This window comes from Rhodococcus sp. DMU1 (genome assembly GCF_012272955.1).
GTDB classification, from domain to species: Bacteria; Actinomycetota; Actinomycetes; order Mycobacteriales; family Mycobacteriaceae; genus Rhodococcus; species Rhodococcus aetherivorans.
Genome location: NZ_CP050952.1, coordinates 1,431,664 through 1,452,807, shown reverse-complemented (window position 1 = coordinate 1,452,807; position 21,144 = coordinate 1,431,664). Strand labels below are relative to the sequence as shown.

The following is a 21,144-nucleotide window of genomic DNA, read 5'->3' as shown; positions in this document are numbered from 1 at the left end:
CCCGGTGCGACAGAATTGTGCCGTGACCGATTCGGACGAGGAACGCGCACACGACGACGCGGGCCCTGGCGCCGACGTCGGCGGTCGTCCCCGCCGGTCGGCCCGGGCCCCGCACCCCGGCAACGGCAACTATCCGCCGCCGCGGCGCGCGTCTGCGCGACGTACCCCCCTGCCGCCGCTGCACCCGGTCGAGGACGCCCGCAGGTACCGGGGCGACGACTTCTCCCGCGAGGAGCGCGCCGGCGCCCCGCGGGCCCCACGGATGCCGCGGAAACTGACGGTCACCCGCGTCGCGGCGCTGCGCAGCCGTGAGCTCACGAGCAAGGGCATCGCGACGTTCCGCCGGGCCGCCACCGCGGACGGTGCGGACCGCTCGGGCCTGACGGCCCTGACCTACGCGACGATGGCGAACTTCGCGAGCGACGCGGCGGTCGCCGTGGCCCTGGCCAACACCCTGTTCTTCTCGGCGGCCACGGGCGAGGACAAGACCAAGGTCGCCCTGTATCTGCTCATCACGATCGCCCCGTTCGCGGTGATCGCCCCGCTGATCGGTCCGTTGCTCGACCGGTTGCAGCACGGTCGCCGGCTGGCGCTGGCAACGTCGTTCGCCGCGCGCACCGTGCTCGCCGTGGTGCTGGTGTTCAACTTCGACAGCTGGGGGCTGTACCCCGCCGCGCTGGCGATGATGGTGCTGTCCAAATCGTTCGCGGTGCTCAAATCGGCGGTGACGCCGCGGGTGCTGCCGCCCGAGATCGATCTGGTCCGGGTGAACTCCCGGCTCACGGTGTTCGGCCTGGTGGGCGGCACGATGGGCGCCGGGGCCGTCGCCGCCGCCGCGGCCTGGCTGTTCGGATCGTCCGGCGCACTGTGGCTGTGCGCCGTCATCACGGCGTTCGGCGCGTACCTGAGCATGCGGATCCCGTCGTGGGTCGAGGTCACCGAGGGCGAGGTGCCGGCCACGCTGTCGTATCACGGCGCCGAGGCCCGCACCGAGGTCACCGGGACCCGCACCGAAGTGATCGCGACGCCCGCGCGCGCCGGCGGCGCGAAGAGCCGCCGGCAGCCGCTGGGGCGGGCCGTGCTCACCGGTTTGTGGGGCAACGGCACGATCCGGGTGCTGACCGGCTTCCTGACCTTGTTCATCGCGTTCGTCGCCAAGTCGAAGACCGAGCACGAGCCCCTGGTCCAGGCGGGGATGCTGGGTCTGGTCGGCGCGGCCGCCGCCATCGGCAACTTCACCGGCAACGCGACCGGCGCGCGGCTCACGCTGGGCCGTCCCGCGCTGATCGTGGTGCGGTGCACCGCGGCCGTGACGGTGATGGCGGCGCTGGCCGCCGCGACCGGCAACCTGATCACGGCGGCCCTCGTGGCGCTGGTGGGATCCTGCGCGAGCGCGCTGGCGAAGGTGTCGCTGGACGCGTCACTGCAGCAGGACCTGCCGGAGGAGTCCATCGCGTCCGGGTTCGGTCGCTCGGAGACGGTGCTGCAGCTGAGCTGGGTGTTCGGCGGGGCCCTGGGGGTCCTGCTGCCGACCGAGTACTGGCTCGGGTTCACCGTGGTCACCGTCGTGCTGGCCCTCGGTCTGACGCAGACGATCCTCACCTACCGTGGAGGCACCGTCGTTCCGGGCTTCGGTGGCAAACGCCCGGAACACGCCACCCAGGAGACCACCGGTCGCATCCCGCGGCCAGGCGGACGTACGACGAGAAACGGAACGTGATGAGACTGCAGCCCCGGACGAAGAAGACGATCGCGATCCTGGTGATCGTGGCGCTGGTCGCGATCGGCGGGCTCACCGCGGTCGTGGTCTCCCTCGTCCGTTCCGCACCGCCGAGCGTGCCCACGGTGACGGCGTACGCGCAGGGCCGTACGGTCACGGTCGAGCCCGGCCTGTGCAGCGCCGACGGCACGTGCGCCGGCCTCGAGGCCGTGATGCTCGAGGTGCCGGCGGGCCGGCCGCTGCAGCTGTCGTTGCCGTCGGAGATCACCGACTCGGACTGGCGGCTGAACGTCACCTACGGTGATCCCCGCACCGGCGAGATCTTCGAGGGGTTCCGCGACTACACGCCCGGTCAGGCCCGGGCCGTGACGGTGCCGTCCGACCCCGGCGCGCAGTTGCTGAATGTGGTGCTGCAGCTTCCCGCCACCGGGGAGCAGGCGCCGGTGTGGGCGATCCAGACGTTCTGACCCCCGTCCGGCATGCGAGAGGGGCCTTCCGGGTGCTGTCCCGGAAGGCCCCTCTCGCGTCGGGTCGGCCCGACGCCGGGCGTCAGGAGTCGAGCTCGCGGGCGACGGCCCGCATCACCTCGGAGATCCGCTGGGCGGTCTTGCGCTCGGGATGGCGGCCCTTGCGCAGCTCCGGCTGCACGGTGGCCTCGAGCAGCTTGATCATGTCCTCGACCATGCCGTGCAGCTCGTCGGGCGTGTGCCGCTTCTGGGGGGCCGCCTCACGCCGCCCGCCCTGGCGCACCGACGGCAGCGGATCGAGCAGTTTCAGGCTGAGCGCCTGCGGTCCGCGACGGCCCGCGGCCATGCCGAACTCCACCCGCTGACCCGGCTTGAGGCCCTCGACCCCGGCCGGGAGCGCGGAGGCACGCACATAGACGTCCTCGCCCTCCTCCTGGGACAGGAAGCCGAAGCCCTTCTCCATGTCGTACCACTTCACCTTGCCGGTAGGCACTGCGTTCACCCGCTCCTCGACAGCCGTGCCCCGGTGGGGCACGAGTGGATATGCAAAACAACGCGCCCCGCTTCGAGTGCGGGACGCGCAGACATGCGTCAGTGTACCCGCGGCGGAGTCCACCTTCGAAAGTCCGGCGGCGGCGCGGGCGGGTGGGGAAGCACTACGGTGGACGCGTGGGCACCTCCAGTTCTTCCGCACCGGGCAACGGCCTGCTCAAGGCCGCGCTGGCATGTTTCCTGGTCGGGATCGTCGCCGTGGTGGCGATCTTCCTGACCCCCGCCGTCACCGACGGTCGGCCGGGCCTGGTGCTGTATCTGCTGACTCTCGCCTGGCCGCTCGGCTTCGTGCTGGCATTGACCTTCGCGCTGCGCTCCGGCCGGCGCTCCCGCGGAAGGGACCGCACGTGAGGATTCTGCTCAACATCATCTGGCTGGTCTTCGGCGGCCTGTGGCTGGCGCTGGGATACTTCCTGGCAGGCCTGATCTGCTTCGTGCTGATCATCACCATCCCGTTCGGCATCGCCTCGTTCCGCATCGGCATGTACGCGCTGTGGCCGTTCGGCAAGACGGTGGTGGACAAGCCCACGGCGGGGGCCGGGTCGCTGATCGGCAACGTGATCTGGGTCGTCGTCGCCGGCATCTGGCTGGCCCTCGGTCACGTCGTGACGGCGATCGCGATGGCGATCACGATCATCGGCATCCCCCTGGCGCTCGCGAACCTGAAGATGGTGCCGATCTCGCTGCTGCCGCTCGGGAAGGACATCGTCCCGGTGGACAACCGCCCGAGTTACATGTGACGTTCCTCACATAACACGGGCATAACGGCGAGGTCGCGAACCGGCACCGGCGATGGACTTTGGTCCCTACCTGCGACTTCATCGCGCCACACGCGCCACTCACGCGCCGCCCTCGCCGCGCTCGGCGTTATCAATTGGTGACAATCCCCGCCTCGAGCCGTTACCGTCGTCTCCGGCCGGTTGGTTCGGCCACCCCGGGTCCGTCGCGCCAAATCCTGCTCCGCGGATTCCGGGTGTCCCGACGAACGATCCACGGGAGCAGGAAGCGGGGGACCCAACGGTCTCCCAGGGAACACCGATTCCCAGGAGGCACCCGGATCGCCGCCCACGGCGACGGTCCTTGGGGTGAAGCCGAATCGCCCACCGGCGAGGAGGCCGGGCTACCTCTTCAGCCCGAACCCGACAGCTGACCTCGTAGGCGCGTACGGAGAGGAACCGGAACCGACATGAGCGGACGCCATCGCAAACCCACCAACACCGGCCGCACCGTCGCCAAGTTCGCGCTGACCAGCGCGGTTCTCGGCGTCACGGGCGTCGCCTTCAGCGGCACCGCCAACGCCGCTCCCGACTCCGACTGGGACCGCCTCGCGCAGTGCGAGTCCGGCGGCAACTGGGGCATCAACACCGGCAACGGCTACCAGGGTGGCCTGCAGTTCTCCCCCAGCACGTGGAACGCCTACGGCGGCGGCGAATACGCGGCGACCGCCAACCAGGCCACCCGCGAGCAGCAGATCACCGTCGCCGAGCGCGTGCTCGCCGGCCAGGGCTGGGGCGCGTGGCCGTCCTGCTCCTCGAGCCTCGGCCTGAGCAGCGCTCCGACGCAGCGCAGCGCCCCGTCCACGAGCGCCGGCACCGTGCAGAACACCCCGGTCGTCGAGGCCGCCCCCGAGGTGCCCGAGCTTCCCGCTCTGCCCGCGGAGGCCCAGGGCCTGCGGGCCGGCTTCGAACAGGGCCTCGACGCCCTGCGCCAGGCCGGCATCGCCGTCGACCAGAACCTCGTCGACGCGGTCAACGCCGCCCTGCCGAACTGACACCCGGCACAGACGCACGAAAGAGCCCCGCACCGTTCCGGTGCGGGGCTCTTTCGTGCTTCGATCAGCGGTTGATGACGGTGCGGGGGTGGGTGTACGGCAGGGAGTCGACCGGCAACGGGAACTCCATCTCCTCGCCGTACGGGGACAACGGGCCGGAACGAGTCGAGGACAACTCGGTGACGGCGTGGTCCCCGTCCGCCACCTTGGGCCACCCCGGATCGACATACTGCTTCTTCGAATTGTCAGCCATGCGCTCATTTTGGCAGGCAGGTTCACGGACAGCTACTTCAGGTCTCTAATCTGGTCTCGATGACCGCCACCGACCCCGCCGCGCCGGAGACCGGGCCGGAGTCGCTCGCGCGCTGGCTGAGCGACCGCCGCGACGCCGACCTCGCCGAGCTGCTGCGCGCGCGCCCCGACCTGGTGGTCCCGCCACCCGCGACGATGGCCGTCCTGGCCGGCCGCGCGCAGCAACGTGCCTCGGTGTTCCGCGCCGCCGACGAACTCACCGTCCTCGACTTCGGTGTGGTCGACGCGCTGACCCGGCTGGGCGCCGACCGGGAGCCGGTGACCCGCCGGGCGCTGCTCGACTCCGTGTCCGGCCGCGTCACCGCCAAGAACGTCGACCGGTCCCTCGACCGCCTGCGCCGCCTGTCGCTCGTGTGGGGTCCCGCCGACGGGCTGCGGCTGGTCAAGGCCGCGGCCGAGGCGGTGCCGTGGCGAATCGGCCGCAGTCCCGACCCCGAGCAGCTGCCGGCCCCGGCCGAGGTCGGCGCCCTGCTCGCCGACCTCGATCCGGCGCAGCGCAGCCTGCTCGACACCCTCGCGCGCACCTCGCCCGTCGGGCGTACCCGCGACGCCGCGGCGGGCACACCCGCCGACCGGCCCGTGCAGCGCCTGCTCACCGCCGGGCTGCTGATCCGGCTCGACGACGAGACCGTCGAGCTGCCGCACCGGGTCGGTCAGGCGCTGCGCGGCGAGGCCCCCTTCGACCCCGCCGCCCTCACCCCGCCCCGGCCGCTGCCCGCGACGCACGTCGTCGCCGAGGTCAACGCCACCGCTGCGGGCGCCGCCCTCGAACTGCTGCGGCACTGCGAGAACCTGATCGACGCGCTCGCCGCGCTGCCCGCCCCCGCGCTCAAGTCCGGGGGACTCGGAGTGCGCGAACTGCGCCGCCTCGCCAAGACCGTCGACGTCGACGAGCAACTCGCCGCGCTGCTCGTCGAGGTGCTCGCCGCGGCCGGCCTGATCTCGCGGGGTGTGCCCCAGCCGCCGCCCCCGACGGACATCGACGACTACTGGGCGCCGACCACCGCCGCCGACGGCTGGTCGAACGCGCCGCCCGCGCAGCGCTGGGCCGTGCTCGCGGGCGCGTGGCTCGACGCGCCGCGACGTCCGTGGCTCGTCGGGCGCCGCGACGCGACGGACAAGCCGATCGCCGCACTGTCCGACGAGTGCCAGTCCACCGCCGCACCGCGCGAGCGGCGCCTGCTGCTCGAGCTGCTCGCCGAGGTGCCCGGGTCGGCGCCCGGCGCGGATGCGGCGCGAGCCGTGCTGGCCTGGCGGCGGCCGCGGTGGGCGGCCCGGCTCGGCGGCGACACGGTGGCCGAGACGCTGCGGGAGGCGACGGCGCTGGCCGTCGTCGCGCACGGGGCTCTCGCCTCGCCCGGCAAGGCGCTGCTGCACGGCGGCGACCCCGAGGCGGAGATGGCCGCGGTTCTGCCGGAACCGGTCGACTACGTGCTGGTCCAGGCCGACCTGACGGTGGTGGCGCCCGGCCCCCTGGTGCCCGAACTCGCGGACCGCATCGCCCTCGTCGCCGACGTCGAGTCGGCGGGCGCGGCCACGGTGTACCGGGTGAGCGAGACCGGCGTGCGCCGCGCTCTGGACGCGGGCACCGGCGCCGCCGAGCTGCACGCCCTGTTCGCCACGCATTCGCGCACTCCCGTTCCCCAGGCGCTGACCTACCTGATCGACGACGTCGCCCGCCGCCACGGCCGGCTCCGCGCCGGGCTCGCCGCCTCGTTCGTCCGCTCCGACGACCCGGCGCTGCTGGCCGAGGTGCTCGGTCACCCCGTCGCCGGCCACCTCGCCCTGCGGGCCGTCGCGCCGACGGTCGCGGTGTCGCAGGCGCCGCTGGCGGAGGTGCTCGCCGAGCTGCGCGGTGCGGGCTTCGCGCCCGCGGGCGAGGACGCCACCGGCGCGGTGCTGGACCTGCGGCCACGAGGCGCCCGGGTGTCGGTGCCGCGGGCACGGCCCCGCTACATCGGACCGACGCCGCCCACCGGGGAGCAACTCGACACCCTGATCCGCACGCTGCGCGCCGGGGACCGGGCCGCGGCCGCCCCGCGCGGCACCACCGTCCGCGGCGACGGCACCCGCACGGGCGGTGCCGCGACGATGGCGCTGCTGCAGCTCGCCGCGCACGGCAAGCGCAGCGTCCGGATCGGCTACGTCGACGCGCAGGGCGTCGCCACCCACCGCATCGTCGATCCCATCGCCGTCGGCGGGGGGCAGCTCGAGGCGTTCGACCCCGCCGCGGGCACGGTCCGCAGCTTCGTGCTGCACCGCATCACCACGGTCGCGCTCGTGGAGTGACGGCGGCCGGTGGCGGGCCTGCCGCCGCACCTGGAGAATGGGGAGGTTCTGCCTGTTCCCGTGCTAGGAGGCGTCCGTGGCCGACGGACCGTTGATCGTCCAGTCCGACAAGACCCTGCTCCTCGAGGTCGACCACGCCCTCGCGAACGAGGCCCGGCAGGCCATCGCGCCGTTCGCCGAGCTCGAACGCGCCCCCGAGCACGTGCACACCTACCGGGTCACCCCGCTGGCGTTGTGGAACGCCCGCGCCGCGGGACACGACGCCGAGCAGGTCGTCGACGCCCTGGTCACCCACTCCCGGTTCGCGGTCCCGCAGCCGCTGCTCGTCGACATCGTCGACACCATGGCCCGCTACGGCCGGCTGCAGCTGGTGAAGAACCCCGCGCACGGCCTGACCCTGGTCAGCCTCGACCGGGCGGTGCTCGAGGAGGTGATGCGCAACAAGAAGATCGCGCCGATGCTCGGCGCCCGGCTCGACGACGACACCGTGATCGTGCATCCGAGCGAGCGCGGCCGGCTCAAGCAGATGTTGCTCAAGGTCGGCTGGCCGGCCGAGGACCTCGCCGGCTACGTCGACGGTGAGGCACACGCGATCAACCTGGACTTCGAGACCAACCCCTGGCACCTGCGGGACTACCAGGAGATGGCCGCCGACTCGTTCTGGGCCGGCGGCTCCGGCGTGGTGGTGCTGCCGTGCGGGGCGGGGAAGACGATGGTGGGTGCGGCCGCGATGGCCAAGGCGGGCGCCACCACCCTGATCCTGGTGACCAACACTGTCGCGGGCCGGCAGTGGAAGCGCGAGCTGATCGCCCGCACGTCGCTCACCGAGGACGAGATCGGCGAGTACTCCGGGGAGAAGAAGGAGATCCGCCCGGTCACCATCGCCACCTACCAGGTCATCACCCGCAAGTCGAAGGGCGAGTACCGCAACCTCGAGCTGTTCGACTCCCGCGACTGGGGGCTGATGATCTACGACGAGGTGCATCTGCTGCCCGCCCCGGTGTTCCGGATGACAGCCGACCTGCAGTCCCGGCGCCGGCTCGGCCTCACCGCGACCCTCGTGCGCGAGGACGGCCGCGAGGGCGACGTATTCTCGCTCATCGGCCCCAAGCGCTACGACGCACCGTGGAAGGACATCGAGGCGCAGGGCTGGATCGCGCCCGCGGAGTGCGTCGAGGTGCGGGTGACCCTGACCGACGCGGAACGGATGACGTACGCGGTGGCCGAGCCCGAGGAGCGGTACAAGCTGTGCTCGACCGCGCACACGAAGATCGCGGTGGTGAAGTCGATCCTGGACCGGCACCGCGACTCCCCCACCCTGATCATCGGGGCGTACCTCGATCAGCTCGACGAGCTCGGCGAGGCGCTGGACGCCCCGGTGATCAAGGGCTCGACCCGGAACAAGGAGCGCGAGGAGCTGTTCGACCGCTTCCGCGCCGGTGAGCTGAAGGTGCTCGTCGTGTCGAAGGTCGCGAACTTCTCGATCGACCTGCCCGAGGCGTCGGTGGCGGTGCAGGTGTCGGGCACGTTCGGCTCGCGCCAGGAGGAGGCGCAACGCCTCGGCCGGTTGCTGCGCCCCAAGCACGACGGCGGGCAGGCGCACTTCTACTCGGTCGTCGCGCGCGACACCCTCGACGCCGAGTACGCCGCGCACCGGCAGCGGTTCCTCGCCGAACAGGGTTACGCGTACCGGATCACCGACGCGGACGATCTGCTCGGCCCCACCATCGGCTGACCGCCGGCCGGTTCAGCCGGGCGGGAGGCGGTACTCCTGTTCCGGTCGTCCCGTGCTGCCGTACCGGAGCTGCATCCGCAGCTGCCCCTTGGTGACGAGCGCGGCGAGATAACGCTGAGCGGTCGCGCGGGACACCCCGATCGTGGCCGCCACCTCCCCCGCCGACATGGGCGTGTTCGAAGACGAGAGAGCTTGCAGGACAAGTTCTTTGGTCACCGATCGGGGCGCCCTGTCGCCGGCGCCCGACGGCGCCGGGCGCAGCGCGGCGAGCGCCGAGTCGATCTCGGCCTGGGTGAGTTCGGCGCCGGCGACGAGACGCCGGTACTGCGCGTACGCCGACAACCGCCGCGCGAGTTCGGTGTTGGGAAACGGCTTGACCAGATACCCCGAGGCGCCGGCGGCCAGCGCGGCCCGCACCGTCGTGCCCTCGGCGGCTGCGCCGAGTACGAATGCGTCGCAGTCGAGTTCACGGATCAGGTCGATGCCGGAGCCGTCGGGCAGGTACACGTCCACGAGCGCGAGGTCGACCGGGGCCTCGCGGACCGCGTCGCGCGCGGCCGCGACGGTACCGGCGACCGCCGCCACGCGGAACCCGGCCACCGCGGCGACCACGCTCGCGTGCAGTTCCGCGACGCGGAAGTCGTCGTCGACGACGAGCACCGTCAGATCGGATCCGCCCACGCGGTGTCTCCTTGGTCGAGTACGTCGATCAGCGTGGCGACGAACACCGCGCCCCCGGTGGGATTGTCCGGGGTGCGCCGCCCGCCGGGATCGGCGAGGATCACGTCGCCGCCGTGCTGCCGGGCCACCTGCCGCGCCAGCGCCAGGCCCATTCCGCGACCGCCCGGGACGGCACCGTCGGCGTGGGTGGTGACACCCTCCCCGAAGACCTCCCCGGCGCGGCCGGCGGCGATGCCGGCACCGGTGTCCGCGACGGCCAGGTGCAGGTCGCGGCCGGCCTCGACGAGTTCGACCTCCACCTCGGCGGGGTCGTGCCCGTGCTCGCGGGCCGCCTCGATCGCGTTGTCGAGCAGGTTGCCCAGCACGGTCGTGACGTCCACGGGGCAGCGGACGGTGCCGCGCACCCAGGTGTTCTCGCCGAGGACCAGCGTCACCCCGCTCTCCCGCGCGTGGGCGGCCTTGGCGGTGAGGAAGGCGTGCAGGTACGGGTCGGCGACGGCGTCGAGCCCGTCGAGGGGCCGGCCGGTGGGCCCGGATCCGAGGAGCTGCTCGAGGTACTCGGTGGCCTGAGCGCTGCGGCCTTGCTGCAGCAGGCCGTAGAGCAGGTGCAGGCGGTTCGCGGTCTCGTGCCGCTGGGCCCGCAGGGCGGTGGTCAGCGACTGCACGGCGTCGAGTTCGCGGGTGAGCTTCTCGACGTCGGTGCGGTCGCGCACCGACATCACGGTGCCCAGGTCGCGGCCGTCGCGCAGGACCCGTCGCGCGACGGCCAGCACGATCCGGTCGCCCGCGGCGGCGGCCACCGGCTCGTCGCGGGGGCGGCGCGCGACGTCGAGCAGGCGCGGGGTGAGCCCGACGTCCTCGAGCCGGTCCCCCACTCCGCCGCGCAGGTCGAGCAGCCGCCGGGCCTCGGCGTTGACGACGGTGACCACCCCGTCGGTGTCGGCGCCGATCACCCCTTCCCCGATGCCGTGCAGCACGACCTCCTGCTCCCGGACCAGCTCGGCGAGCTGCTCGGGCTCGAGGCCGAGGGTCAGCCGCTTCCACCGGCGGGCCAGCAGCGCCGATCCCGCGGCGCCGCACGCCAGGGCGCCGGCCGCGACGAGCGCCGCCTGCGCGACGTCCTCGCGCAGCTCCGACCGGACGCGGTCGGTGGCGATGCCGACGCTGACCTCGCCGACGACCCGCTCCGAGCCGGGGGCGACGACGGGCACCTTGGCCCGGACGGAGTCGCCGAGGGTGCCGCGCTCGCTGCGCACCACCTCCCGTCCGGCCAGGGCCTCGTCCGGGTCGGTGCTGACCCGCAGACCGAGCAGCCGCGCGTCGGGGTGAGCCAGCCGCAGTCCCTGCTCGTCGGTGACCACCACGAACAACGCGCCGGTGGCCGCGCGCACCGCCTCGGCGGCCTGCTGGACCGTGCCGGTCGCGAGCTCCGGGTTGCCGGGTGCGACGACTCCGTCGTCGGCGGCCGCGAGCCGGGCCACCTCGGCCCGGACCGTGGCATCGGCTGCGACGGTCCGGGCGACGGCGAGGGCGCGTTGTCCGTATTCGTCGGTGACGCGGTCCTCGGTGGTGGTGACGAACGCCGCGAACCCGAGGCCGAGCGCCACCGCCACCACGGCGGACTGCAACAGCAGCACCTGGGTGCGCAGCCTCACGACGCCTCCGGCAGTTCGGGGTCCGACACGTTGATCCGTTTCTCGCGACGGTACGTCGGTGCGGAGCTCAGCCGAGCGGGATCTGGCCCAGGAGGATGCCGACGGCCAGCATGGTGAGCGACACGAGCGTCGCACGCCACAGCACCTTGCGGTGGTGGTCGGCGAGCTGGACGCCGGCGAGGGTGACGAGCAGCAGGATCGCGGGCACCAGCGGGCTCTGCATGTGCACGGGCTGGCCGGTGATCGAGGCGCGGGCCATCTCGACCGGTTCGATCCCGTACTGGGCGGCCGTCTCGGCCAGGACCGGCAGCACGCCGAAGTAGAACGCGTCGTTGGTCATGAAGAAGGTGAACGGGATGCTGAGCACGCCCGTGATCACGGCCAGGTAGGGGCCGAGCGCGTCCGGGATCGCGCCGGTCAGCCACTGCGCCATCTCCTCGACCATGCCGGTGCCCTGGAACACACCGGTCAGGACGGCGGCCGCGAACACCATGGCCACGACCGACACGATGCTCGACGAGTGCCGGACGATCGCCTCGGACTGCTCCGACACGCGCGGGAAGTTCACGGCCAGCGCCAGGCCTGCGGCGATCATGAACAGGACGGGGATGGGCAGGATGTCGAGCCCGAGGACGACGAGCAGGGCGACGGTGAGCAGCGCGTTGAACGGCAGCAGCCTCGGTCGCAGGGTCGCGCGGGTCGGGTCGAGACCTGCGACGAAACCGCCGGTCTCGTCGTCGCCGGTCGCGTCCGGGCCGGATCCGCTGCCGGTGCCACGCGAACCCGAACGACCCGCTCCTGTGGAGCCGCCGCGGCCGGCGCCGGCCAGGACTGGCTCAGCGGTCCACACCAGCTTGCCGAGGCGCCGGCGCTCCATGACACCGAGGTGCAGCGCGAACCCGAGCACGACGACCAGGCCGACGAGCAGCGACGGGATCATCGGGACGAACACATCCGACGGGGACAGGCCGAGCGCGCTGGCGGCGCGGACCGTCGGGCCGCCCCACGGGATGATGTTCATCGTCGCGTTCGACAGGCCCGCGACAACCGTCAGCACCACCGGGCTCACCCGCAGCTTCAGGTACAGCGGCAGCATCGCGGACGTGGTGATGATGAAGGTGGTCGAGCCGTCGCCGTCGAGGGAGACGACCATCGCCAGCACTGCCGTCCCCACGACGAGCCGCGCCGGGTCGTCCCGGACGAGCCGCAGGACGAGCCGCACCAGGGGGTCGAACAGCCCCACGTCGATCATGATCCCGAAGAAGATGATCGCGAAGAACAGCAGCGCGGCCGTCGGGGCGAGGTCGGTGACCCCGTCGACGATCATGTCGCCGAGATCGGCGCCCGCACCGGCGAACAGGCCGAAGGCGACCGGAACGAGGATCAGCCCGACGACGGGAGTGGCCCTCTTGGACAGGATCAGATACATGAAGACGGCAACCATGAGGAAGCCGAGGAAGACAAGCACGATCTGCTCGCTTTCGTCGGTGGACGGTGCGGAGGAGGTTCGAGAATCCGGGTCGTCGCCCGGTGTGATCTCTGCTACACGGAAGTGTGGGGCAGGCCACTGCGGGTGGTCACCGTTGCGTGCGATAGCGCCGTTGTGCGCATTCTGCTCGAGCGCATTCGCCCCGGTCGGCGGGTTTACCGGGACCGCATGAGGGGTACGCCTTCTGCATGGGCGCACGGGGCGACAAGGGTGGCCGGACCGCATCCGGCAGCCCCGGCCGAACGGCTACCAAGGCCGCGGACCGGGGCAGCTCGACCAGGACGACCGAGCGGCCGCGTCGTGCGGCCCCGTCGTCCGAGACGGCGAAAAGGCCGACGGCGTCGGCCACCGCCGGCCGGGAACGAGCGCCCCGCAGACGCTCGTCCGCCACGAAACCGACCGCCGCGAAGTCGGCCGCCACGAAGTCGGCCGCCACGGAATCGACCACGGCGGCACCGCGGCGGACGGCGTCGAAGCCGCGCACCGAACGGGCAACGGCCCCCCGCCGATCGGCGCCGGAGACACCCCGCCGATCGACATCGGATGCCCCCCGGCGCCGCCCGGGGCAGGAGGCCGCCACGAAATCGACCACCACGGCGGCACCGCGGCGGACGGCGTCGAAGCCGCGCACCGACCGGGCAACGGCCCCCCGCCGATCGACGTCGGAGACCCCCCGCCGCCCGGGGCAGGAAGCCGCCACGCGCCCGGCCCGTCCGCGGACGCGGACCGCCGCCGCGGGGGAGGCACGGCAGCGGCCCCGCGAGCAGTCCCGCACCTCCACGACATCCCGGCCCTCGTCGGCATCCCGGCCCTCGTCGCCGGAGCGCACGCCCCGCCGGCCGGCCTCGACCTCGCAACGCCCCGGACCCACCGGTCGCGGCGAGCCTCTTCCGAGCCGCAAGCCCGGACCCTTCGCGGCCCTCGTCGAGTGGCTGAAGATCCGCGTTCGCCGACTTGCGCGCGCGGCGCGGAGGCAAGGAGCCGCGGTGATGCGCAAGATCCCCGGGTGGACGGATCAGCTCACCGACTCCGTCACCGAGGGCCACCCGATCAAAAGTGCCGTCCTGGAGGGGATCCGGGCCTTCGTGACCGGCAAGAACGTCGTGTGGGCAGCGTTCAAGGGCCTGCTGTCCGGACTGAGCATCAAGGCCAAGATCCTCCTTGCTCTCGCCGTCGTCCTGGTGGCGCTGCTGGCTCCGGTCCTGCTCGTGGTCGCCCTGCTGGCCCTGCTCGTCGCCGGGGTGATCGCGGCGGTACGGGCCGCTACGCAGTGATCCGAGGGTCCTCGTGTCGAAGGGGTGGATCCTGCGCCATCGCGCGAGAGGGCTCCACAGCAACGCCCCCCTCACCACCGCTGCGGCCACCCCTACAGGGCTCCACCGCCGACCAGCCGGTCGCATAAGCTGACGGCGTGCGCCGTTTCGACTTCCCCGTGGACCTGCCCCACGCCAAGGCCGTCAATCAGACCGTCGCCGAGGTGCGGCGGCTGCGGGTCTCGGGGATCGTGCTGGCGGTGCTGTTCGCGGCGGCCGCGGTGTGGCTGCTCCTGATCGGCCAGGCGTGGTCCTTCGTCGTCGCGGCGGTGGTGATCGTCGCCGCACTCACCGCTGCGTGGGTTGCGGTATGGGCGCCGCGCAAGGTGGGCACGATCCAGCACCTGTACCGGGACAGTCCCCTGGTGCCGGCCGTGGTCTCCGAGCTCCGGCCGCGCGGGATGACGCTGCTCGCGCTCGTCGACATCGCCAAGCCGGAGACCGGCGTCCACCGCTATGCGCTGGTCGCCCGGGACGTCACGGCCGTACCGGGGCACCGGGTGCAGGTCGGCGAGCGCGTGCCGTGCGTCGCGGTGCTGTCGGACCGCACCACCCGCAACACGAGCGGCGCGTGGCAGATGGTCAGCCCGATGCCGATCGCGTGGGGCACCCGCGACGCCTCGGTGCTGCGGGAGGCCGCGGCCGCCATCGACGAGACCGAGTGGAAGGTGGTCGAAGGCAAGCTGTCCCTCTCGGACGAGGTCGCGGCCAGCGACGAGCGCCGGCTCGTGCTGGACCCGAAGGACCTGCCCCCCGACCTCCGCTGACCATGCGACCCGTCGTCCTCGCCGGAAGCACCGTCGTTCTCACGGTGCCGGGCCCGGACGACGTCGACGCGATCACGGCCGCCTGCCGGGACCGGTCGATCGTCCGGTGGACGACGGTCCCCGACCCCTACACCCGCGCCGACGCGCAACGGTTCGTCGGCGACGTGGTGCCCGCCGGCTGGGAGGGACACAGTCCGGTGTGGGCGGTGCGGACCACCGCCGACGGCCCGCTGCTGGGCACGATCGGGCTGATCGCGCGCGACCCGTCGGCCGCGGAGATCGGGTACTGGATCGCTCCGGCCGCACGCACCCGCGGGCTCGCGACGGCCGCCGTGAACGTGTTGTGCGACTTCGCCTTCCGCGCGGACGGTCTGAAACTGGGCCGTATCGAATGGCGGGCGCTGGCCGCCAATCTCGCGTCGGCGGCGGTGGCGCGGCGCGTCGGCTTCCGCTTCGAGGGGGTGCAACGGCGCGGCGTGCTGCAGCGCGGGGTGCGGCACGACGCGTGGGTCGCGGGCCTGCTGCCCGACGACCCACGCGTGCCGGCCGACGGGTGGCCGATGTGATCGGCACGGCCGCCGGCGACCCCGGTCAGCGCAGTTCGGGCAGGACTTCCCTCTCGAACAACTCGATGCCCGAGGTGTCGTACGCGGCCTCGGGGAAATAGAGGATCGCGTAGGTCATGCCCTGCTTCTTCAGCGCGGTGAAGTTCTCCACGATCTGCTCGGGAGTGCCGACGGCGGGCAGCCCCCGGAACGCGTCGAGCGCGCTGTCGGCCTTCTCCGGCCCGACGTACGGTTCGAGCCGCGCGCGCAGCGCATCGAGGCGCTCCTGCACCTCGGCCTCGGTCCGGCCGATCGCGACGTTGTAGTTCGCCGAGCGGACGATGGCGTCGAAGTCGGTGCCCACGTCGGCGCAGTGCCCGCGCAGGATCTCCGACTTGTGGGCGAAGCCCTCCGGGGTGCCGTCGAAGTTGGTGTACTGCGCGTACTTGGCCGCGATCTTCAGGGTCACCTTCTCCCCGCCGCCGGCGATCCACAGCGGGATGCCGCCGTCCTGCAGCGGCAGGGGGCGCACGACGGCGCCGTCCACCTGGTAGTGCCTGCCGTGCAGGGTCGCGGTGCCGGTGGTCCAGGCCTGCCGGAAGATCTGCACGCCCTCGTCGAGCCGGCGCAGCCGCTCGGCGGCGGGCGGGAAGCCGTATCCGTACGCGCGCCACTCGTGCTCGTACCATCCGCCGCCGATGCCCATCTCGATGCGGCCGCCGGAGATGATGTCCGCGGTCGCGGCGACCTTCGCCAGGTAGGCGGGGTTGCGGTAGCTCATGGCGGTGCACATCTGTCCGATGCGCACGTTCTCGGTGACCGCGGCGAATGCCGACACCAGCGACCAGGCCTCGTGGGTGGCCTCCTCGGTGGGCAGAGGCACGGTGTGGAAGTGGTCGTACACCCAGATCGATTCCCACGGGCCGGCGTCGGCGCGCTGCGCCAGGTCGCGCATCACCCGCCACTGCTCGGCGGGATCGATGCCGACGAGGTCGAGCCGCCAGCCCTGGGGGACGAAGAATCCGAAACGCATGTGGGTCCTAACTCGGTGTCGTGGTGTGTGCTGCCTTCTCGGACGCCGACGCCGGTTGCAGCGTGCGACGCGGCCAAGCCGAGTATCGCGGAATGTACCGGTACATGACGGCGGCACCGAGCATCGCGAGTCCTCCGACGGTCAGTGCGCCGGCCGCCAGCGACAGCGCGGCGACGGCCCCGACCGCGAACGGGCCGGCGAACATACCGCTGTCGTGCATCAGTCGCCAGGCCGCGAGAAACTCCGCACGCGTCCGCGGCGGGGCGGTGTCGGCCCCGAGCGTCATGCTGACGCCGTTGCCCAGGCCGTTGCCGATTCCGAGGAGCACGGCCACCGCCACGAGGGAGACGAGATCGTCCGCGATCGGGAGCGCCAGAAACGCCACACCGATCACGAGCAGCGACGGCACCGCCACGACGCGGCGGCCGAAGCGGTCCATCATCTGTCCCACCGGATACGAACAGAGCAGGTCGACGCCACGATCAACCCGGCCACGGACACCGGGGCCCCGAGGTCGCGCGCGAGAAGCGCAACCACCGGGGCCCCGGCACCCTGCCCGATCCCGAAGATCGCGGACGGGACGAACACCGACCGGACGAGCGACGTCGGTTCGAGGGGCGGACTCACGCCGTCGCGGCACCCGCGTATGCGGTGGCCGCGAGGCGACCGGCCGGGCGGTCGAGCCCGTAGTGGCCGCGCAACGTCGTCGCCGTGTACTCGGTGCGGAACAGCCCGCGCTCCTGCAGGATCGGCACCACGCGGGTGGTGAAGTCCTCGAGTCCGCCGGGCAGATACGGCGGCATGACGTTGAAGCCGTCGGCGGCCTCGCTGTCGAACCACAGCTGCAGTTCGTCGGCGATCTGTTCGGGGGTGCCGGCGAAGGTGCGGTGCCCGCGGCCGCCGCCGAGCTTCCCGATGAGCTGGCGCACGGTCAGGCCCTCGCTCTCGGCGAGGTTCTTCACCAGTTCGTAGCGGCTCTTGTTGCCCTGGATCCGGTCGATCGGCGGCAGCGGAGGCAGGGGCGCGTCCAGGGCATGCTCGGTGAGATCAACTCCCACCATCCCGGAGAGCTGGCGCAACGAGTACGCCGGTGAGATCAGGTCGGTGAACTCCTGCTCGAGCGCCTTGGCCTCGGCCTCGGTGTCGCCGATGAACGGCACGATCCCGGGGAGCACCTTCAGGGAGTGCGGATCCCGCCCCGCCTCGGCCACGCGGGCCTTCAGGTCGCGGTAGAACGCCTGCCCCTCGGCCAGGGTGCGCTGCGCGGTGAAGACCGCCTCGGCGTACAGGGCGGCGAAATCCTTTCCGCTCTCCGAGGATCCGGCCTGTACCAGCACGGGACGGCCCTGAGGTGAGCGCGGGGAGTTCAGTGGGCCGCGCACCGTGAACCGCGCGCCGGCGTGGTCGATGGTGTGTACCTTGGCCGGGTCGGCGAAGCGGCCGCTGTCGACGTCCAGCTCGACGGCATCGTCGTCCCAGCTGTCCCACAGGGCGACGGCGACGTCGACGAACTCGGCGGCGCGGTCGTAACGGCCGGCGTGGTCCGGTGTCTCGTCGTAGCCGAAGTTGGCCGCTTCGTCGGCGCCACCCGAGGTCACGATGTTCCAGCCGGCGCGGCCGTGGCTGATGTGGTCGAGCGAGGCGAGCTTGCGGGCGAGGTTGAACGGCTCGTTGTAGCCGGTCGACGCGGTGGCGATCAGGCCCACCCGCTCGGTGACGACGGCCATCGCGGACAGCAGGGTGATCGGCTCGAAGACCGCCTGGATGTTGTGTTCCACGCGGGGACCGGTCGCGAGGCCGTCGGCGAAGAACACCGAGTCGAGCTTGCCGCGTTCGGCGATCTGCGCGAGCTCCTGGAAGTGTGCGACGTCGAGGACGCGGCGCTCGTCGGTGCGCGGGTGCCGCCAGGCGGCCTCGTGGTGGCCGACCCCCATCAGGAAGGCGTTGAGGTGGAACTGCTTCGGAGACTGGGACATGACAACCTATCCGAGTACGTGGGAACGGAGGGACTACTGGTCTGCGCGCCAGCGGGACAGTCGGCGCTCGACTGCGACGAGGATCCCGTTGAAGGTCAGACCGACGAGGGAGATGGCGACGATGCCGGCATACATGTTCGGGATCTGGAAGTTGAGCTGCGAGGCGGTGATGAGATAGCCGAGACCTGCTTTGGCGCCGACCATCTCGGCCGCAATGAGCACGAGGATCGACGAAGCCGCAGCCATCCGGATGCCGGTGAAGATCGTCGGCACGGCAGCCGGCAGGATGACCTTCTGGAACAGGCGGTAGGAAGGCAGACCGAGGGAACGGGCCGATTTGACCAGCAGCGGATCCACGGTGCGCACGCCGGAGATGGTGTTGAGCAGGATCGGGAAGGTGCTCGCGTAGATCACCAGCGCCACCTTCGAGGTCTCGCCGATGCCCAGGATCAGGATGAACACGGGCAGCAGTGCGAGCGCGGCGGTGTTGCGGAACAGCTCGAGGATCGGATTGAGGAACTCGGCCACCGGCCGGTACCAGCCGATCGCCACCCCGAGCGGGATCGCGACGAGCACTGCGATCACGAATCCGGTGACGGCCCGGGACAGGCTGGCGCCGAGGTGTTCGGCGAGCTGGCCACTACCGATCAGCTGGGTGAAGGCCTCCGCGACCACGGTGAAGGGCGGCAGGAACACCTCGTCGACGAGCCCGAGCCGGGGCGCGGTCTCCCAGACCGCGAGGAAGGCGAGGATCGCGAGGGCCGGCTTCACACCGCGCCATACGACGGCACCGACCCGGCGTCCGGTCCCGGCGCCCGGGGCGGGCACGGCCGGCGCGGGTCGCTGCTCCGCGAGGGCCCCGTCGAGCTCGACGGGGTCGATCAGCGTGGCGCTCGGACTAGACATGCTGCACCTCCTGGGTTGCGGCACCGAACTCGTGGTGCTGCGCGCGCTCGACCTCCGAGTGCAGCAATGACCAGATCCGGTGTCGATAGTGTCGGAACGCCTCGCCGGACCGGACGTCGTCGACGGTGCGATCGATGTCGATGTCCACGACGGTCTTGATCCGCCCGGGCCGGGACGTGAGCACGGCGACGCGCTGTCCGAGGTAGATCGCCTCGTCGATGCCGTGGGTGATGAACAGGATGGTCTTGCCGGTCTCGTGTCGGATCCGCAACAGCTCGTCCTGCAACGACTCCCGGGTCTGCGCGTCGAGGGCGGCGAACGGCTCGTCCATGAGGAGCACCTCGGGGTCGAACGCCAGGCTCCGGGCGATCGCGACGCGCTGTTTCATGCCGCCGGACAGCTCGTGCGGATAGCGATCGCCGAACCCGCGCAGCCCCACCAGCTCGAGGTAGTGCTCGGCCAGCGCGCGGCGCTGACGCCGGGGCAGGCCCTTCGCCTCGAGGCCGAATTCGATGTTGTGCCGCGCGGTGCGCCACGGCAGGAGCGCGTACTGCTGAAAGACGATGCCCCGATCCAGGCCCGGCCCGGAGATCGGCTGTCCGTCGAGCAGGATCCGTCCCGACGTCGGGCTGCTCAGCCCGCCGAGAAGGTCGAGCAGCGTGGACTTGCCGCAGCCGCTGGGGCCGACGAGGACGAGGAACTCACCGTCGGCCAGGTCGAGGCTGACATCGTCGAGGGCAGTGAACGCGGTGTCCGTACCGCGGACCGGGAACTGCTTGGTCACGTGCTCGAGACGGAGCTTCGGGGTGGTGGTCATTTCGCCTCCTCGACGGGTTCACCGTTCGGACCGCTCGACGGTTCGTAGGTGCCGTTGGCGTAGGGGTTGAATTCGTTGGTGTAGATGTCGGCCGGGGTGAACGTGCCCTCGGGCAGTTCGCCGTTCCGGGCGAGCCAGTCGAGCCAGGTCTGGATCTCCTGTTCGGTGATCGTCCCGCCCGGGCCGGCGACGCCGGGGCTCTTGTAGAACTCGACGAGGTTGGTGTTCTCGTTGCGGCCGCGGCCGTTGATGATCTCCTTGTACTCGGCGATGACCTCGTCGCGTGGGGTGGTCTGCGCCCAGCGAATGGCCCGCGCCGTGCCCTGCACGAAATCCGCCACCGCGTCCCGGTTCTCGGCGATGAAGTCGTCTCGGAAGACGTACGTGCCGTAGCTGAACGCCCCGAACAGGGACTCGTCGGTGAACAGCGGACGGATCCCGCCGCGCGAGACCGCGGTCTCGCGGAACACGCTGCCGAGGGTGCCGACGTCGATCTGCCCTTCCCGCAGCGCCTGCTCGGTGTTCACCGGGGGCACCACGATCAGTTCGACCTGCTTGATCTCGTCCGGGGTCAGTCCCTGCTGGGCGAGCCATTCGCGGACGAGGAACTCGTGGTGGGCACCGAGCGTGTTCATCCCCACCTTCTTGCCGATCAGATCCCGGGCGGTGCGGATCGGGCTGTCCTCGAGCACGAAGTAGCCGTTGAACGACTCCTCGTCGGAGCCGTAGTAGCTGATGACCGACGTGATCGGCGAGTTGGCGGCGGCGAGCTTGATGACGGCGCCGTTGAATGCGCCGCCGAACTCGGTCTGGCCGGTGGCCGCGGACTGGATGTCCTGCGGACCGCTGGTGGTGCCGCCCACCCAGTCCAGCGCGACGTTCTCGTAGTAACCGAGGTTCTCCGCGAGTTCGGGATAGGTGACCTGGCCGGCCGAGCCCTGGTAGCGCAGGACGGTGCGACCGTCCTCGGTGGTGGTGGTCTCCGACCCCGAGGAGCAGGCCGCGACCCCCGCGGCGAGGGTGACGAGGGTGGCTGCGACCGCAGCCGACCGGACCAGTCGGCTGCGCAGCGTGGAATACGACATCGCGAGAGTTGTCCCTTACGTTCGACGAAGA

The 21,144-nt window shown here is 71.8% G+C and carries 21 protein-coding genes, 1 pseudogene and 1 riboswitch; of the genes and pseudogenes, 10 read left to right on the top strand and 12 right to left on the bottom strand.

Translation table 11 applies throughout. From position 1 onward, the window contains the following. Nucleotides 1-22: 22 nt before the first annotated feature. The gene (locus HFP48_RS06840) at nt 23-1,720 is read left to right on the top strand and encodes an MFS transporter (protein ID WP_168579264.1); all 1,698 of its coding nucleotides are present in this window, start codon (nt 23-25) and stop codon (nt 1,718-1,720) included. Then, entirely contained in the window at nt 1,720-2,187 is a 468-nt protein-coding gene (locus HFP48_RS06835; RefSeq protein WP_006936161.1) for a DUF2771 family protein, read from the top strand. The genes HFP48_RS06840 and HFP48_RS06835 overlap by 1 nt, the downstream gene beginning before the upstream one ends. An 82-nt stretch (nt 2,188-2,269) precedes the next feature. On the opposite strand, the gene HFP48_RS06830 is transcribed toward HFP48_RS06835, so the two are convergent. Next, the gene (locus HFP48_RS06830; protein WP_029541805.1) at nt 2,270-2,680 is read right to left on the bottom strand and encodes a cold-shock protein; all 411 of its coding nucleotides are present in this window, start codon (nt 2,678-2,680) and stop codon (nt 2,270-2,272) included. Nucleotides 2,681-2,856: 176 nt separating this feature from the next. Between HFP48_RS06830 and HFP48_RS06825 the strand changes: the two genes are divergently transcribed. The 3 genes from HFP48_RS06825 (at nt 2,857) to HFP48_RS06815 (ending at nt 4,510) form a co-directional block, all read left to right on the top strand. Continuing rightward, nucleotides 2,857-3,090 (top strand): hypothetical protein, encoded by a 234-nt coding sequence (locus tag HFP48_RS06825; protein ID WP_072634579.1) that lies wholly within the window; start codon nt 2,857-2,859, stop codon nt 3,088-3,090. Further along, nucleotides 3,087-3,479 carry a YccF domain-containing protein gene (locus HFP48_RS06820; RefSeq protein ID WP_006936165.1) on the top strand — a complete coding sequence of 131 codons (393 nt, stop codon included), beginning with the start codon at nt 3,087-3,089 and terminating at the stop codon, nt 3,477-3,479. The genes HFP48_RS06825 and HFP48_RS06820 overlap by 4 nt, the downstream gene beginning before the upstream one ends. Before the next feature lie 211 nt (nt 3,480-3,690). Then, a riboswitch (cyclic di-AMP (ydaO/yuaA leader) is annotated at nt 3,691-3,916 on the top strand. Nucleotides 3,917-3,925: 9 nt separating this feature from the next. Then, nucleotides 3,926-4,510 carry a resuscitation-promoting factor Rpf1 domain-containing protein gene (locus HFP48_RS06815; protein ID WP_006936171.1) on the top strand — a complete coding sequence of 195 codons (585 nt, stop codon included), beginning with the start codon at nt 3,926-3,928 and terminating at the stop codon, nt 4,508-4,510. Between the two features lie 64 nt (nt 4,511-4,574). Here the strand turns inward: HFP48_RS06815 and HFP48_RS06810 are convergent, their stop codons facing one another. Then, the gene (locus HFP48_RS06810; protein ID WP_006936172.1) at nt 4,575-4,763 is read right to left on the bottom strand and encodes a hypothetical protein; all 189 of its coding nucleotides are present in this window, start codon (nt 4,761-4,763) and stop codon (nt 4,575-4,577) included. A 59-nt stretch (nt 4,764-4,822) separates the two neighbouring features. Between HFP48_RS06810 and HFP48_RS06805 the strand changes: the two genes are divergently transcribed. After that, nucleotides 4,823-7,111 carry a helicase-associated domain-containing protein gene (locus HFP48_RS06805; protein WP_168579263.1) on the top strand — a complete coding sequence of 763 codons (2,289 nt, stop codon included), beginning with the start codon at nt 4,823-4,825 and terminating at the stop codon, nt 7,109-7,111. A gap of 76 nt (nt 7,112-7,187) precedes the next feature. Then, nucleotides 7,188-8,846, top strand: a complete 1,659-nt coding sequence (locus HFP48_RS06800; RefSeq protein WP_006936177.1) for a DNA repair helicase XPB — start codon at nt 7,188-7,190, stop codon at nt 8,844-8,846. A 12-nt stretch (nt 8,847-8,858) separates the two neighbouring features. On the opposite strand, the gene HFP48_RS06795 is transcribed toward HFP48_RS06800, so the two are convergent. The 4 genes from HFP48_RS06795 to HFP48_RS06780 all read right to left on the bottom strand — a co-directional run bounded on the left by HFP48_RS06795 (nt 8,859) and on the right by HFP48_RS06780 (nt 13,266). Continuing rightward, nucleotides 8,859-9,527, bottom strand: coding sequence for a response regulator (locus HFP48_RS06795; protein WP_006936178.1), 669 nt, complete (start codon nt 9,525-9,527; stop codon nt 8,859-8,861). Beyond that, on the bottom strand, nt 9,509-11,182 hold the full coding sequence (locus tag HFP48_RS06790; protein WP_168579262.1) for a sensor histidine kinase: 1,674 nt from the start codon (nt 11,180-11,182) through the stop codon (nt 9,509-9,511). The genes HFP48_RS06795 and HFP48_RS06790 overlap by 19 nt, the downstream gene beginning before the upstream one ends. A gap of 67 nt (nt 11,183-11,249) precedes the next feature. After that, nucleotides 11,250-12,650, bottom strand: a complete 1,401-nt coding sequence (locus HFP48_RS06785) for a citrate:proton symporter (RefSeq protein WP_006936182.1) — start codon at nt 12,648-12,650, stop codon at nt 11,250-11,252. A gap of 109 nt (nt 12,651-12,759) precedes the next feature. Further along, nucleotides 12,760-13,266 carry a hypothetical protein gene (locus tag HFP48_RS06780; protein ID WP_168578822.1) on the bottom strand — a complete coding sequence of 169 codons (507 nt, stop codon included), beginning with the start codon at nt 13,264-13,266 and terminating at the stop codon, nt 12,760-12,762. A 394-nt stretch (nt 13,267-13,660) separates the two neighbouring features. Here HFP48_RS06780 and HFP48_RS06775 point away from each other — a divergent pair, with 394 nt between their 5' ends. The 3 genes from HFP48_RS06775 to HFP48_RS06765 all read left to right on the top strand — a co-directional run bounded on the left by HFP48_RS06775 (nt 13,661) and on the right by HFP48_RS06765 (nt 15,317). Then, nucleotides 13,661-13,945 carry a hypothetical protein gene (locus tag HFP48_RS06775; protein ID WP_246872561.1) on the top strand — a complete coding sequence of 95 codons (285 nt, stop codon included), beginning with the start codon at nt 13,661-13,663 and terminating at the stop codon, nt 13,943-13,945. A 137-nt stretch (nt 13,946-14,082) separates the two neighbouring features. Then, on the top strand, nt 14,083-14,751 hold the full coding sequence (locus tag HFP48_RS06770) for a DUF3239 domain-containing protein (RefSeq protein WP_006931132.1): 669 nt from the start codon (nt 14,083-14,085) through the stop codon (nt 14,749-14,751). A 2-nt stretch (nt 14,752-14,753) separates the two neighbouring features. Continuing rightward, a complete protein-coding gene (locus tag HFP48_RS06765) occupies nt 14,754-15,317 on the top strand; it encodes a GNAT family N-acetyltransferase (RefSeq protein ID WP_006931131.1) in 564 nt (187 codons plus the stop codon). Nucleotides 15,318-15,342: 25 nt separating this feature from the next. Here the strand turns inward: HFP48_RS06765 and HFP48_RS06760 are convergent, their stop codons facing one another. The 6 genes and pseudogenes from HFP48_RS06760 to HFP48_RS06735 form a co-directional block, all read right to left on the bottom strand. Further along, nucleotides 15,343-16,329, bottom strand: a complete 987-nt coding sequence (locus HFP48_RS06760) for an LLM class F420-dependent oxidoreductase (protein ID WP_006931130.1) — start codon at nt 16,327-16,329, stop codon at nt 15,343-15,345. A 7-nt stretch (nt 16,330-16,336) separates the two neighbouring features. Beyond that, nucleotides 16,337-16,804 (bottom strand): annotated as a pseudogene (locus HFP48_RS06755) (MFS transporter); the annotation flags it as partial. A gap of 148 nt (nt 16,805-16,952) precedes the next feature. Next, on the bottom strand, nt 16,953-18,305 hold the full coding sequence (locus HFP48_RS06750; protein WP_168579260.1) for an LLM class flavin-dependent oxidoreductase: 1,353 nt from the start codon (nt 18,303-18,305) through the stop codon (nt 16,953-16,955). A 33-nt stretch (nt 18,306-18,338) separates the two neighbouring features. Then, nucleotides 18,339-19,211, bottom strand: coding sequence for an ABC transporter permease (locus tag HFP48_RS06745; RefSeq protein ID WP_006931126.1), 873 nt, complete (start codon nt 19,209-19,211; stop codon nt 18,339-18,341). Then, nucleotides 19,204-20,028 carry an ABC transporter ATP-binding protein gene (locus HFP48_RS06740; protein WP_006931125.1) on the bottom strand — a complete coding sequence of 275 codons (825 nt, stop codon included), beginning with the start codon at nt 20,026-20,028 and terminating at the stop codon, nt 19,204-19,206. Before HFP48_RS06740 ends, HFP48_RS06745 begins: the two co-directional genes overlap by 8 nt. Continuing rightward, entirely contained in the window at nt 20,025-21,113 is a 1,089-nt protein-coding gene (locus HFP48_RS06735; protein WP_168579259.1) for an ABC transporter substrate-binding protein, read from the bottom strand. The genes HFP48_RS06740 and HFP48_RS06735 overlap by 4 nt, the downstream gene beginning before the upstream one ends. Between the last annotated feature and the right edge of the window lie 31 nt (nt 21,114-21,144).

Bases quoted from the DNA above. Each gene is read 5' to 3' on its own strand.
- HFP48_RS06815 (WP_006936171.1), top strand. From the start codon at position 3,926: ATGAGCGGACGCCATCGCAAACCCACCAACACCGGCCGCACCGTCGCC.
- HFP48_RS06760 (WP_006931130.1), bottom strand. From the start codon at position 16,329: ATGCGTTTCGGATTCTTCGTCCCCCAGGGCTGGCGGCTCGACCTCGTC.
- HFP48_RS06765 (WP_006931131.1), top strand. From the start codon at position 14,754: ATGCGACCCGTCGTCCTCGCCGGAAGCACCGTCGTTCTCACGGTGCCG.
- HFP48_RS06750 (WP_168579260.1), bottom strand. From the start codon at position 18,305: ATGTCCCAGTCTCCGAAGCAGTTCCACCTCAACGCCTTCCTGATGGGG.
- HFP48_RS06835 (WP_006936161.1), top strand. From the start codon at position 1,720: ATGAGACTGCAGCCCCGGACGAAGAAGACGATCGCGATCCTGGTGATC.
- HFP48_RS06735 (WP_168579259.1), bottom strand. From the start codon at position 21,113: ATGTCGTATTCCACGCTGCGCAGCCGACTGGTCCGGTCGGCTGCGGTC.
- HFP48_RS06745 (WP_006931126.1), bottom strand. From the start codon at position 19,211: ATGTCTAGTCCGAGCGCCACGCTGATCGACCCCGTCGAGCTCGACGGG.
- HFP48_RS06775 (WP_246872561.1), top strand. From the start codon at position 13,661: ATGCGCAAGATCCCCGGGTGGACGGATCAGCTCACCGACTCCGTCACC.
- HFP48_RS06805 (WP_168579263.1), top strand. From the start codon at position 4,823: ATGACCGCCACCGACCCCGCCGCGCCGGAGACCGGGCCGGAGTCGCTC.
- HFP48_RS06740 (WP_006931125.1), bottom strand. From the start codon at position 20,028: ATGACCACCACCCCGAAGCTCCGTCTCGAGCACGTGACCAAGCAGTTC.
- HFP48_RS06810 (WP_006936172.1), bottom strand. From the start codon at position 4,763: ATGGCTGACAATTCGAAGAAGCAGTATGTCGATCCGGGGTGGCCCAAG.